Source organism: Amycolatopsis sp. YIM 10, assembly GCF_009429145.1.
Classification (GTDB): Bacteria; Actinomycetota; Actinomycetes; order Mycobacteriales; family Pseudonocardiaceae; genus Amycolatopsis.
Window position 1 is genome coordinate 464,472 of record NZ_CP045480.1, and the last position, 13,211, is coordinate 477,682.

Annotated in this window: 11 protein-coding genes; 9 read left to right on the forward strand and 2 right to left on the reverse strand. The window is 70.7% G+C overall.

What is annotated here, in order from left to right:
* Positions 1-323: 323 nt before the first annotated feature.
* Positions 324-1,133 (reverse strand): HAD family phosphatase, encoded by an 810-nt coding sequence (locus YIM_RS02335; protein ID WP_153028762.1) that lies wholly within the window; start codon positions 1,131-1,133, stop codon positions 324-326.
* A 388-nt stretch (positions 1,134-1,521) separates the two neighbouring features.
* On the opposite strand from YIM_RS02335, the gene ssd reads away from it, so the two are divergent.
* The 8 genes from ssd (at position 1,522) to YIM_RS02375 (ending at position 8,138) form a co-directional block, all read left to right on the forward strand.
* Positions 1,522-2,745, forward strand: coding sequence for a septum site-determining protein Ssd (ssd, locus tag YIM_RS49585; protein ID WP_153028763.1), 1,224 nt, complete (start codon positions 1,522-1,524; stop codon positions 2,743-2,745).
* Between the two features lie 939 nt (positions 2,746-3,684).
* Positions 3,685-4,842, forward strand: coding sequence for a TadA family conjugal transfer-associated ATPase (locus tag YIM_RS02345; protein ID WP_153028764.1), 1,158 nt, complete (start codon positions 3,685-3,687; stop codon positions 4,840-4,842).
* A gap of 116 nt (positions 4,843-4,958) precedes the next feature.
* Entirely contained in the window at positions 4,959-5,585 is a 627-nt protein-coding gene (locus YIM_RS02350) for a type II secretion system F family protein (RefSeq protein WP_194240018.1), read from the forward strand.
* On the forward strand, positions 5,582-6,241 hold the full coding sequence (locus YIM_RS02355; protein WP_153028766.1) for a type II secretion system F family protein: 660 nt from the start codon (positions 5,582-5,584) through the stop codon (positions 6,239-6,241). Before YIM_RS02350 ends, YIM_RS02355 begins: the two co-directional genes overlap by 4 nt.
* 24 nt (positions 6,242-6,265) lie before the next feature.
* Entirely contained in the window at positions 6,266-6,436 is a 171-nt protein-coding gene (locus YIM_RS02360) for a DUF4244 domain-containing protein (RefSeq protein WP_153028767.1), read from the forward strand.
* Positions 6,433-6,777, forward strand: coding sequence for a TadE family type IV pilus minor pilin (locus tag YIM_RS02365; protein WP_153028768.1), 345 nt, complete (start codon positions 6,433-6,435; stop codon positions 6,775-6,777). The genes YIM_RS02360 and YIM_RS02365 overlap by 4 nt, the downstream gene beginning before the upstream one ends.
* Entirely contained in the window at positions 6,764-7,117 is a 354-nt protein-coding gene (locus YIM_RS02370; protein ID WP_228004508.1) for an Rv3654c family TadE-like protein, read from the forward strand. The genes YIM_RS02365 and YIM_RS02370 overlap by 14 nt, the downstream gene beginning before the upstream one ends.
* A 382-nt stretch (positions 7,118-7,499) precedes the next feature.
* Positions 7,500-8,138, forward strand: a complete 639-nt coding sequence (locus tag YIM_RS02375) for a bifunctional DNA primase/polymerase (protein ID WP_153028769.1) — start codon at positions 7,500-7,502, stop codon at positions 8,136-8,138.
* Here the strand turns inward: YIM_RS02375 and YIM_RS02380 are convergent.
* Positions 8,105-10,540 (reverse strand): DEAD/DEAH box helicase, encoded by a 2,436-nt coding sequence (locus YIM_RS02380; protein ID WP_153028770.1) that lies wholly within the window; start codon positions 10,538-10,540, stop codon positions 8,105-8,107. The two genes, YIM_RS02375 and YIM_RS02380, sit on opposite strands and share 34 nt — an antisense overlap.
* A 249-nt stretch (positions 10,541-10,789) precedes the next feature.
* Between YIM_RS02380 and YIM_RS02385 the strand changes: the two genes are divergently transcribed.
* A complete protein-coding gene (locus YIM_RS02385) occupies positions 10,790-13,084 on the forward strand; it encodes a sodium-translocating pyrophosphatase (RefSeq protein ID WP_153028771.1) in 2,295 nt (764 codons plus the stop codon).
* Positions 13,085-13,211: the final 127 nt, after the last annotated feature.

Consider the following 13,211-nt stretch of genomic DNA (forward strand, 5'->3'; position numbering starts at 1 on the left):
GCGCGGACTGCTGGGTTACCAAGCGTGCAACTCCAGTCGTACCTACCTGGACTCGGCGTCCGGCGTCCCGGTACGCAATCCCTAGACGACAAGCCTCCCGCGGCGTGCTGCGCGTGGGTGCCCGGAGTCCGCGCACGGAGCTCTTTCGGGGTGGAGTAAGGCTTCTCTTCGCCTCGTCCCTGGCCGACAAGATGTCCGCACTCACTTTGTACGCCAGTGATGCCGGTCACTACAAGGGCGCGATCGGGTGCACCGGTTCAGAGTCACGATTCAGTACCCCTCGCACCCGTTGCTACCTGCGGTTATGTCATCCGGGTGAGGTTTCACGACTTGCCTTTGCGGCGCTTCGCGAGCCCGTACCAGGTGGCTCCGGCGGCCACCGCGCCCATCCCGATACCGACGGCGATCGCCGGCCCCGCGAGACGGTTCCGCAGCGGCACGGGGTGGGTGAAGGCGAGCACCGGCCAGTCGCGCTCGGTGGCCAGCCGGCGCAGTACCCGGTCCGGGTTGACCACGTGCGGACGGCCGACCACCTCGAGGAGCGGGATGTCCGTGCTGGAGTCGGTGTAGGCGGCGCAGGCGGCCAGGTCGTACCCGCGTTCGGCGGCGAGCCGCTTCGCCGCGACTGCCTTGTTCTCGCCGTAGCAGTAGAAGTCCACTTCGCCCGAGTAGCGGCCGTCGACGATCTGCATGCGGGTGGCCACGCTCTGGGTGGCCCCGAGCATTTCCGCGATCGGCGCCACCACCTCCTCGCCGGTGGCGGACAGCACGATCACGTCGTGGCCCTGGGCGCGGTGCTCGGCGATCAGCTCCGCGGCTTCGGCGTAGACCAGCGGATCGACCACGTCGTGCAGGGTTTCGGCGACGATCGCGCGCACCTGCGAGACGTCCCAACCCCGGCACAGCGCGGAGATCTCCGCCCGCATGCGCTCGGTTTTGCTCGCGTCGGCGCCGGAAAGGGAGAACACGAGCTGTGCGTAGGCGCTCTTCAGCGCGGCCCTGCGGTTGATCAGCCCGCGGCTGAGCAGGGGCTTGCTGAAGGCCAGGGCGCTGGACGAGGCGATGATCGTCTTGTCGAGGTCGAAGAACGCGGCCACCGGTGACTCCGGCGGCGTGAAGCGGGGATCTGCCACCTCTCAACAATAGGCGTGGCCCCGGCACGGTTCCCCGGTGCGGGCGGAAAATCCACGACAGGACAGGGTCGCCGATCCGGAGTTCCGTTACCGAATTGTGGGCGTCTTGAACAGCGATAACGCGCTGATCCGGTGGTTACAGTGGTGTTGCCCGGTGTCACCCGGGCCGGTTCAGTCCGACCCCCCGGGGCTGGACCTCCAGCGACCCCCGCCCCTCCCCCCTGGCGGGGGTCGCTCTATTTCCAGGCCTTGCCGTGTGCTGCCGAGTTGTCCACAACCGACCACTTGTCCACAGGCCGGCCACCACCACCTTGTCCCACCCCACCCGCCCCGGTGACCGTGGAAGCTGGGCCACCCAGGCCCGCCCAGCGGAAACGGGGGGACAACTGTGACCGGACCTGTCACCGGAAAACGTGTTCTCGTCGTCGCGACCGACGCGGTCGTGCTCGACGAAGTACTGCGCCTCGCCGCGGTCGCCAATTGTGAAACCGAATGCGTGCCCGATCTCTTCGCCGCACGGGCGCGCTGGAAAGACGCCCCGCTGGTCCTGATCGACGAAGCCGCCGTCACCGAGGACGAACCGGTGAAACTGCCGCGGCGCGACGGCGTGCTGGTGGTCTGCAAGGGGCCGCCGGAGCCGGGCACCTGGCAACGCGCCTTCGCCGTCGGCGCGCAACAGGTCCATTCCCTCCCGGACGACGAAACCGCCGTGCTGAAAGCATTCGCCGAAATCGTCGATGGCCCCGCTCGCCCCGGCGGCCGGGTGCTCGCCGTGATCGGCGGCCGCGGTGGCGCCGGTGCCTCGGTATTCGCCGCCGGTCTCGCCACCGCCGCCGCGCGAGCCGGGGAAGGCACCCTCCTGCTCGACTGCGACCCCCTCGGTGGCGGCCTGGACCTGTTGCTGGGCGCCGAAAACCACCGGGCCGTGCGCTGGCCGGACCTCCGCGTGGACTCGGGGCGCATCCTGCTGTCCGCTTTGGAAGAGGCCCTGCCGCACCACGACTGCTCCCCAGGCCGCTTCGCCTTCCTCTCCACCGGCACCCCACCACGCACCGGCGCCCCTTCTCACCCGCTTTCCCGCGACAGATCCACGACATTCGCCGCCCCGAATCCGCCGCCTCACGCCAGTGAGCCCTTCACCGCCGAACCGAACTCCGCCCGTCGTCGCACCACCCCACCAACCGACCGCCCTTCTCCCAACGGTGAGGCAATCGCCGCCGTGGTGGACGCCGCCCGCCGTGCCGGACGTTTTGTCATCTGCGACCTACCGCGCAACCTGGGCGACGGCTCCGCCGAAGCCGCCGCCCGCGCCGACCTGGTCCTGATGGTCGTCCCACTGGATTTCCGAGCCTGCTCCGCCGCGAAACGCGTGGTGGCCCTCCTGCGCGGCACCGGCGCGGAAATCCGCCTCGTCGCCAAAGGCCCCGCCCGCTCCGGTCTCTCCGCCACCCAAGCCGCCGACACCCTCGATGTCCCCCTCCTAGGCGAATACCGGCACGAACCGCGCCTAACCCGCTCACTAACCCGCGGCTCCTTCCACCCCGGCGGCTCCCTACTTTCCGTTGCCGCCTCCGCCATCGCCGCCCTCCCACGCCAGGAGCCCACCCCATGACCACACCCACCCACACCCTCGGCCCCACCCACATCGCGCGTCCCATTCACGTCGCGTGCCCCACTCACATTCCGCGCCCTGCTCACATCGTGCGCCCTGTCCACGTCGTGCGCCCTACTCACGTCGCGCGCCCTGTCCACGTCGTGCGCCCTATCCACGTCGTGCGCCCTACTCACATTCCGCGCCCTGCTCACATCGCGCGTCCCATTCACGTCGCGCGCCCCACCCACATTGCGCGCCCTGTCCACGTCGCGCGCCCCGCCCCATTCCGACCGCTCCCAACCACCCCCTTCGCCACCCTCATCCGCCCACCCACCCCACTCCCACAAACAACAGCCGAGCCCATCCCCGTTTCACCGCAAGCCCCAGTCCAGTCGATGGCAACCGCGCCTTCCGCCACCCCCATCCCACCGCACGCCCCACTACTACCGCCCCCAGCCGAGCCTTTCGCTACCCGGATCGAGCCGTCCGTTCCACCCCAGTCGGCGGCAGCCAAGTCCCACACCATCCGCCATTCACCGCTCGTCTCATTCCGGTCGCCTCCACCCAAGCCCTTCCCGAAACCCACCCCGCCCGCAACAACCCAACCCGCAGCAACCCAACCCACAGCAACCCAACCCACAGGAGCCCAAGCCACCGACCCCACTTACCAGCCGCCGACTCCCAAACCCCTCACCACCCCCGAGCCCAACCACAGACGTCCCGTCCCGATGCCGCCCCCGCTCCCCAAACCACCTCCGCTTCCCAAACCGCCGCCCATTCCCGCGCCCAGGCGCACCCCCATGCCGCCACCCGTGTCCGCCGCGCGATCCGTATCCGTGCCCGCACTCCCGAATGCGGCCACTCGAACGCGGAAATCGGCTGTCCGAACGCGAAATCCGGCCGTGGAAATCCGAAATTCAACCGCCCATTCCCGCGCAGCAAACGTGAGGTGTCATCGTGACGGCTGAACTCGTTGAACGCGTCCGTCGTCGCCTGGCGCGTGAAGGCACCGGGACGACCGGGCTCGCCGAGGCCGTTCGTGCCGAAGCGACCGGCATCGCCGGGCACGAGGAACTGCTCGAGACCCTGCGTCTGGTCCGTCACGAGTTCGTCGGCGCCGGGCCGCTCGAGCCGCTTCTCACCGATCCCGACGTGACCGATGTGCTCGTCACCAAACCCGGCGAAGTCTGGGTGGAGGGCAAGGACGGGCTCCACCGGACCGAGGTCACCTTCGCCGACGAGGACGCCGTCCGGCGGCTCGCGCAGCGCCTGGCGATGACGGCCGGACGTCGGCTCGACGACGCCCAGCCCTTCGTCGACGGATGGATCCCTGGTCCGCACGGGCGCGTCCGCCTGCACGCGGTGCTGCCGCCCTTGGCGCCCGACGGCACCTGCCTTTCCCTCCGCGTGCTCCGCCCGGCCAAGCACGACCTCGCCGAACTGCAACGCCTCGGCACATTCAGCGCGACCGGTGCCGCGGTGCTCCGCGCGATCATCGCCGCCCGACTGGCCTTTTTGGTCACCGGCGGCACCGGAGCGGGCAAGAGCACGCTCCTGTCCGCCCTGCTGTCCGCCATCCCGCCGACCGAACGCATCGTCTGCGTCGAGGACGCCGGTGAGCTCCAGCCGTCGCATCCGCAATTCGTCCGGCTCGTCGCGCGTCCGCCCAATGTGGAGGGCGTCGGCGAGGTCACCCTGCGCGAGCTGGTTCGCCAGGCCCTGCGAATGCGGCCGGATCGGTTGGTCGTCGGCGAAGTCCGCGGCCGTGAAGTCTGCGAACTGCTCGCCGCGCTCAACACGGGCCACGAAGGCGGCTCCGGAACGCTGCACGCCAATTCACCGAGCGAAGTCCCGGCGCGGCTCGAGGCGCTGGCGGCGCTGGGCGGACTTTCCCGCGACGCCGTGCACAGCCAGGTCGCCGCGGCGATCCGGGTGGTGCTGCACATGGTCCGAGGCCGGGACAACACCCGTCGCCTCACCGAAATCGCGGTGGTGCGCCGAGGTGGCGACGGACTCCAGGTGTGCACGGCCTGGCAGGACGGCATGTGGACCGAGCACGGCCCGGCACTGCGCTCACTGCTCCCCACCACGAGACCCGGAGGCAGACGATGCTGACCCTCGTTCTCCTGCTCGCCGCGGCCGCGTTGCTCACCTGGCCAGGGCGCGCAACCGACCTCCGAAGAACCACCGAGCGACCCCGGAACCGTCTACTTGCGACAGTCGCAGGTTGTGTGATCGCTTTGCTGACAGCCTTTCTCGCGCTCGGTCCGGCCGGACCGGTGACGGTCATCGTGCTCGCCGCGGCGGGCCGGTACTTCTGGCGCTCGGCCAGAGCGGGCCGGGCACGGATCGCGGAGGCCGAGGGCATGGCCGAGGCCATGCGCACGATGGCGGCCGAACTCGACGCCGGCGCCGATCCCGCCTCGGCGGCCGAAGCGGCCGCGGTGGATTCACCGCCCGAGGTCGCCAAGGCCGTGCGAGCGGTAGCCGGCGCGGTCCGCTTCGGCGACGACACGGACCTGGCCGACGATGCCGCCGGGCAGTTGGCCCGGAGTTGGCGACTCGCGCATCGCCACGGTCTGCCGATGGCCGGCGTGCTCAGCGCGGTCCGACGCGACCTCGACGCGAGCTTGCGGTTCGCCCGGCAGGCTCAGGCCACGATGGCGGGGCCGAGGATGAGCGCGGTGGTGCTCGCGGCTTTGCCGGTGCTCGGGATCCTGCTCGGCGAGGCGCTCGGTGCACGGCCACTGCACCTGCTCGCGAGCACCGGGCTGGGGCAGTTGATGTTGCTGTTCGGCGCGGTCCTGCTCGCCGCGGGCGTGGCCTGGACGGCCCGGCTGACCAGGGTCGCGTCATGACGGCCGCCGCGGTGGCGTTGCTCGCCGGAGCCGTCGCGCTCTGGCCGGGCGGCGGCAGGGTGCCGCGCAAGGCCAAACCGCTGCCCCGGCTGGTGCCCGAACTCGCTGCGGTGGGCTTGGCGATGGCGCTGGCCGGTCCCGGGGGCGCGGTGCTGGTGCTCGCAGTGGTCGTGGTCGTGCGACTGGTCGCCCGGCGGCCACGGGCGCCGTCGGCTGCCGATGCCCGTCGGCTCGCTGCGGGCTGGGATCTGCTCGCCGCGACGTTGCGGGCCGGGTTGCCGGTGCCGGTCGCGATCCGAGCAGTCGCCGTGGGCGCGCCGGACGAGGTGGCCGCGACGCTGCGGTCGACGGCCGAGCTGCTGGCGCTCGGCGCGGATCCGGCCGCAGCCTGGGCGGCGGCCGGTGCCTGTCCCGACACAGCCGAACTGGCGAGGGCCGCTCGTCGCACGGCTCGTTCGGGCTCGGCGCTGGCCGGGGTCGCCGAGGTGATGGCCGAACGGGTCCGCTCGGCGATGAGGGACCAGGCCGAAGCGCGGGCGCAACGCGCCGGAGTGCTCGTCACCGGTCCGCTCGGCCTGTGCTTCCTGCCCGCCTTCCTCTGCTGGGGCGTGCTGCCCGTGCTCGCCGGCCTGGCCGGGCAGCTGGCCCTTCCTTGACCCAACCGAAAAAGGAGCCGACAAATGATCTTGAGTGAGGTGCGCCCGGACGCGGGTGCCGTGAGTGTCGAGTACGTCCTGGTGACGCTGGTCGTCGTCGCGTTGGCCGGGGTGCTGTTCGACGTGGTCACCGGGGGAGTGGTCCAGGACCTGCTGGCCTCCCTGGTCGAGAGTGCGCTGGAGAAACCGAAATGAGGGTCGACCGCGGGGCGGTGACCGTGGAGGCCGCCATCGCGCTCGGCGCGCTGACCGCCTTCTTCGTCCTGCTCATCGGGGGACTGGTGGCCATGGCCGACCAGTTGCGGTGCGCGGACGCGGCAAGGGAGGCGGCCCGGCTGGTCGCGCGCGGGCAGCCGGAGTCGGTCGAGCGGGCGGTCCGGGAGATCGGACCGGCCGGGGCCGAGTTCGTCGTGCGGCCGGAGGGTGACGCGGTCACCGTCGAGGTGGCGGCCGGGGCCAGGCTGCTGCCGGGGCTCCGGCTGAACGGTCACGCGTACGCGCTGTACGAACCGGAGGTGGCTCGTGCGCCGGGATGACGGTGTGGCCACCGTCTGGGCGGCGTCCGTGGTCGCCGCGCTGGTGCTGGTGGCCACCGCGCTCTACGGCCTCGGTGCGGTGGTGCTGGCCAGGCAGCGGGCGGCGGCCGCCGCTGATCTGGCGGCGCTCGCGGCGGCCGGAGCGGCCGTCGACGGAGTGGAGATCGCCTGCGCGAAAGCCGGGCAGGTGGTCGCGAAAATGCGGGTTGAGCTGGCCGGATGCCGGCTCGACCGGTGGGACGCGCTGGTCGAGACGCGGGCCGCGTTGCCCGGTCCGCTGGGCCGGTTCCCGGCCGCTTCGGGCAGGGCGCGGGCGGGGCCGATCGACAGCTCGTCGTGAGTTCGTGCGACGAACGGCAGGGGTGAACGGTCCCACTGCTCGCGCGTACGGCGAACGGTCACCCGGAGCCACGAGCAACGGTCGGCCAGGCGCGGTGAGCGGTATCACGTTCTGTTGCGCGCACGTATCACTGTGTGCTCCCGGATCGCCGCCGGATTCGCGAAAACCCTTGGTAGAGCGTGGAAATGTCCGCTTCAGGTGAACAGCGGGCGTCGCGGAGGTCCCGAATCGGGAGATCTTCGGTTCTCCGGTGGTCAGGCATTCGTTCGTCGTCCGATTCGCACCGGCCGTCGCGTGGCTACTTCCGGCGTTCTGCAAGTTGCCGTTTATTTGATTGCAGAGCCGCTCACGCGGTTGAAGCAGCTAGGAGAGCAGGCAGGAAATGTTGGACACAGACTGGTCGGACAGCTGGCGCGGCGCTTTCCGCATCGAACTGCGTGCCGAGGCGATCGGACTCGCTGGGCGTGGCTGGCCGGTGCTTCCGGGCACCTACCCGGCCGTTCCCGAGTCGGCGGCCGACCAGGACGGGGCCGACCCCGACTGGCAGACCCCCGTTCCCGTGCACCAGAACTGGCGTGACGAGGTCGGCGCCCACCCGCACCGGGTCGCCGCCTGGTGGACCGAGGCGCCGTACAGCCTCCTGGTCGCCACCGGCACCGTGGTCGACGCGGTCGAGGTGGACGACGAGCTGGGCCGCCGCGCGGCCTGCCTGCTCCGCGCGCTCGGCCAGCCGGCACCGATCGTGGCCATGCCGAACGGGCGGTGGCTGTTCCTGACCACCGCCTCGGCGGGCGGGTGCCCGGCGAAGCTGGCCGGGCGCGAGTCGGTCCGGTACCACGGCGAGGGCAGCTGGATCCCGCTCCCGCCGACCCCGTTCCAGCACGGTGTCGTGCACTGGCGGGTCAAGCCCGAGGTCTGGGGCTGGCGACTGCCGGACGCGGCGGTCGTGCACGACGTGCTTTCCCGTGCGCTCGAGGGCGCGCGCGTTCAACTGGCCGTCGCCGAACCGTCGGCGGCCTGATCGACCCCGTGACCACGCGGGACCTCGTGACGACCAACAGCCCCTAACACGAGATCCAGCACGGTCACCGCCCCCGCCTTGTCCAGTGGTTCGTTCCCATTCCCGCACTTGGGCGACTGAACACAGGACGGGCATCCCGCCGGGCACTCGCAGGAGACGATCGCCTCCCGCGTAGCGGCCAGCCATGGGACCAACGCGGCAAAACCGCGATCGGCGAATCCCGCACCCCCGGGATGGCCATCGTGCACGAACACCGTTGCCTCCCCGGTGTCAGCGTGCAGCGCGGTTGACACACCGCCGATGTCCCATCGGTCGCACGTAGCGAACAGCGGTAGCAGGCCGATCGCCGCGTGTTCGGCGGCGTGCAGGGCGCCGGGGATCCGCGCCGGTTCGACCCCGGCGCGACCCGGCGCCCTGCACTCAACTTGCCGGTCCCCACCGGAAGGCTCCCCGTCCCCACCGGTGAGCAGGGTGTCGGTGATCGTGTACCAGACGGCTCGGGTGCGCAGCACCTGCTCCGGCAGGTCCAGCGCCATCTGGTCGAGCACCCCGCCCGACGGCAGGCGGCGCAGGTAGCCGACCACCTGCGAGGTCACCGCGACCTCGCCGAGGCAGACCGTCACCCCGTCGAACTCGCGGCGCTCGTGTGTTTCCAGCACCGCGATGTCGACGATCTCCCGCGCCGAGGTGCTCCACTCCGGCTCCTCCGCGTGCACCATCGCCAGCCCCGATTCGAGGTCCAGCTCGTCGACCACGTACGACGAGCCCTGGTGCAGGTACAGCGCGCCGGGGTGCACGGAGTTGCATGCCGAGCCCGCGTCCACCGTGCCGAGCAGGCGGCCGGTGTCGCCCTCCACCACGGCGACCGGCTCCCCGCCGGAACCGCGGATGTCCACCTGGTGCTGCGGGCGGTCCCGCGAAGTCCAGTACCAACCGCTGGACCGGCGGCGGAGCACCCGGTCGGCGACCAGTTCGTCGAGCACCGCGCGGGCGCCTTCACCACCGAAAGCGTCCAGTTCGCCGGTGGTCAGCGGGAGTTCGGCGGCCGCGCAGGCCAACTGCGGGCCAAGCACGTACGGATTGCCGGGGTCGAGCACCGCGGTTTCCACCGGCCGGTCCAGCACGGCGGCGGGGTGGTGGACCAAGTAGGTGTCCAGCGGGTCGTCGCGGGCGACAAAAACCACCAGCGCCTGGTCACCCGAGCGACCCGCGCGCCCGGCCTGCTGCCAGAACGACGCCAGCGTGCCGGGATAACCGGCCAGCACCACGGCGTCCAGGCCGGCAATGTCGACGCCCAACTCCAGCGCGTTCGTCGTGGCGACACCGAGGAGTTCGCCCGACATCAGGGCTTTCTCCAGCGCGCGACGCTCCTCCGGCAGGTAGCCCGCGCGGTAGGCGGCCACCTTCTCCGGCAGCATCGGGTCGACCTCGGCGAGGATGCGGCGCGCGCCGAGCGAGGTCAGTTCCGCGCCCCGCCGGGAGCGGACGAAAGCCAGCGATCGGGCCCCTTCGACGACCATCTCGGCGAGGATGCGCGAAGCTTCCGCCCCGGCCGAGTGGCGGACCGGGGCACCGTTCTCCCCGGCCAGTTCGTCGAGCAGCGGCGGCTCCCACAGCGCGACCGTGCGCGCGCCACGCGGCGACGCGTCCTCGGTGACCGGGACGCATTCGACGCCGGTGAGCCGCTCGGCGAATTCGGCGGGCTCGGCCGTGGTCGCCGAGGCGAGCACAAAAACCGGTGAGCTGCCGTAGTGCCGCGCCACGCGTTGCAGCCGCCGCAACAACAGCGCGACGTGCGAGCCGAACACGCCGCGATAGGTGTGGCATTCGTCGACGACCACGTACGACAGCTTGCGGAAGAACCGCGACCAGCGCGTGTGCGCGGACAGGATGCCGCGGTGCAGCATGTCCGGATTGGTGAACACCCAGCGCGCGTGCGCGCGCACCCAGTCGCGCTCGGCCATCGGGGTGTCGCCGTCGAAGGAGGCCGCGCGCACCCCCGGAATGTCCAAAGAGGACACAGTGCGGAGCTGGTCGGCGCCGAGCGCCTTGGTGGGGGACAGGTACAGCGCGCACGCCTTCTCGTCGGCGGTCAGCGCGGAGAGCACCGGCAGCTGGTAGGCCAGCGACTTGCCCGACGCGGTCCCGGTCGCGACCACCACGTGCCGACCGGACCACGCCGCGTCGGCGGCGTCGGCCTGGTGCGTCCACGGGCGCTCGACCCCGGCCGCGGCGAACCGCCCGGTGACCGCCTCCGGCGCCCACGACGGCCAGTCGCGGTGGCCCGCCGGGCGCGCCGGGAGCTCGGCCACGTGCGTCACCGGGTTCCTGGACTCGGGAATGCCCGCGGTGATCCGGCGCAGCAGGTGTCGCCCTCGGTCACCGCTCGTCGCTGGTCGCACTCGACGAGCTTCGCACAGGCCACCGACAGCTTTCGCGGAGTGCGTTGCGGGGCAACAAGAACGGTCAAGTGATCAAGGTCACGGCCTTTACGCAGCGTGTTCTCGCCGGGACGCCTTGCCGACGCCTCTCGCAGTACCAATACACTCCGGCGAACCACACCACTTGTGGTGTAGATCCCATGTCGGCGTCGACACGGCTCTCGTCGAGCCTGGTCACGCTGATGACAGGCGACATTTCCAGGAGGACGAATGTCCCGGCAGTTCCTCGCGGAGGGCCCAACGCTCTCCGGAGGTGACTACAGCATCGTGGCTGTGGTCGCCGTGGTCGCCCTTGCCGCACTGGTCGTTGGCTATTTCCTGCTCAAGGAGGTGCTGGCCGCCGGCCAGGGCACCGAAAAGATGCAGGAGATCGCCAAGGCGGTGCAGGAGGGCGCGGCCGCCTACCTCAAGCGCCAGCGCAACACCCTCGCCATCTTCGGCGTGGTCGTGTTCCTGCTGCTGTTCGCGTTGCCCGCGGAGGACATCGGTGAGCGCATCGGGCGCTCCATCTTCTTCCTCGTGGGTGCGGGGTTCTCGTTCGCGATCGGTTATCTCGGCATGTGGCTCGCCACGCAGGCGAACCTCCGGGTCGCCGCCGCGTCGCGCGAGGACGGTGGCAGGGAAAAAGCCATGCGCATCGCCTTCCGCACCGGTGGTGCGGTCGGCATGGCGACGGTCGGCCTCGGCCTGTTCGGCGCCGCGGTCGTCGTGCTGGTGTACGCGGGCCAGGCCCCGAAGGTGCTCGAAGGTTTCGGCTTCGGTGCCGCGCTGATCGCCATGTTCATGCGAGTCGGCGGCGGCATCTTCACCAAGGCCGCCGACGTGGGCGCGGACCTGGTCGGCAAGGTGGAGCAGAACATTCCCGAGGACGACCCCCGCAACGCCGCCACCATCGCCGACAACGTCGGTGACAACGTGGGCGACTGCGCCGGCATGGCCGCGGACCTGTTCGAGTCCTACGCGGTGACCCTGGTCGCCGCGCTCATCCTCGGCAGTGTCGCCTTCGGTGTGGACGGGCTGCTGTTCCCGCTGATCGTGCCTGCCATCGGCGTGATCACCGCGGTGATCGGTGTCTACATCACCAAGGCGAAGGTCGGCGAAAGCGGGCTGACCACGATCAACAAGGCGTTCTACATCTCCGCGGTGATCTCCGCGGTGCTCTCCACCATCGCCGCGTTCATCTTCCTGCCTGGCAGCTTCGCCGACTTCGGCGCCGAGTTCGCCGGCACCACCGGCAATCCCGCGGTGATCGCCACCGTCGCGGTGATCATCGGCATCGTGCTGGCCGGCGTCATCCTGTGGCTGACCGGCTACTTCACCGGCACCGAGTACAAGCCGGTCAAGGACGTCGGCCAGACCTCGGAAACCGGTGCGGCCACGGTCATCCTGTCCGGTCTGTCGGTCGGTTTCGAATCCGCCGTCTACACCGCCATCGTGATCGGCGGCGCGGTCTTCGGCGCCTACCTGCTGGGTGGTTCGGTCGCGCTGTTCGCGGTCGCGCTGGCCGGCACCGGCCTGCTGACCACCGTCGGCGTCATCGTCGCGATGGACACCTTCGGCCCGGTTTCGGACAACGCGCAGGGCATCGCCGAGATGTCCGGTGACGTGGACGAGAAGGCGGCGGGCATCCTGACCGAGCTGGACGCGGTCGGCAACACCACCAAGGCGATCACCAAGGGCATCGCGATCGCCACCGCGGTGCTCGCGGCCACCGCGCTCTTCGGTTCGTACCAGGATTCGATCCGCCAGGCGCTGGAAGGCGTTTCCGGAGCGACCACGGACGCGATGAAGTGGTTCGTCAGCGACATCGTCAGCCCGAACACGCTGGTCGGTGTGCTGCTCGGCGCCGCGGTGGTGTTCCTGTTCTCCGGGCTGGCCATCAACGCGGTCTCCCGCGCGGCCGGTGCGGTGGTCTACGAGGTGCGCCGCCAGTTCCGCGACATCCCCGGGATCATGGAGGGCACCACCCGTCCCGAGTACGGCCGCGTGGTCGACATCGTCACCCGCGACTCGCTGCGGGAGCTGACCACGCCCGGTCTGCTCGCGGTGTTCGCGCCGATCGCCGTCGGCTTCGGCCTCGGCACCGGCGCGCTGGCCGGGTACCTGGGCGGCGCGATCGCCACCGGCACGCTGATGGCGGTGTTCCTGGCCAACTCCGGTGGCGCCTGGGACAACGCGAAGAAGCTGGTCGAGGACGGGCACCACGGCGGCAAGGGCTCCGAGGCCCACGCCGCGACCGTCATCGGTGACACCGTCGGTGACCCGTTCAAGGACACCGCGGGCCCGGCGATCAACCCGCTGATCAAGGTGATGAACCTGGTCTCGCTGCTGATCGCGCCCGCGATCGTGCAGTTCTCCATCGGCGAGGACGCGTCGCTGGGCATCCGGGTGGGCATCTCGCTGGTCGCGGTCGCGATCATCGTGGTGGCGATCGTGGTGTCGAAGCGGCGGAGCACCTCCATCGCCGACACCCCGGCCGGTGCGGAGGCCGCGAAGGCGTCCTGACCGACCCGAGCCGACGGGCCCGCTCACACAACGGCGTGTGAGCGGGCCCGTTTTCGTTGGGTGATGCGGAGCAGTGCGTTGTGCTGAACGGAGTACGCTCGGCGCGCTCGTCTGCATACCGAACGAA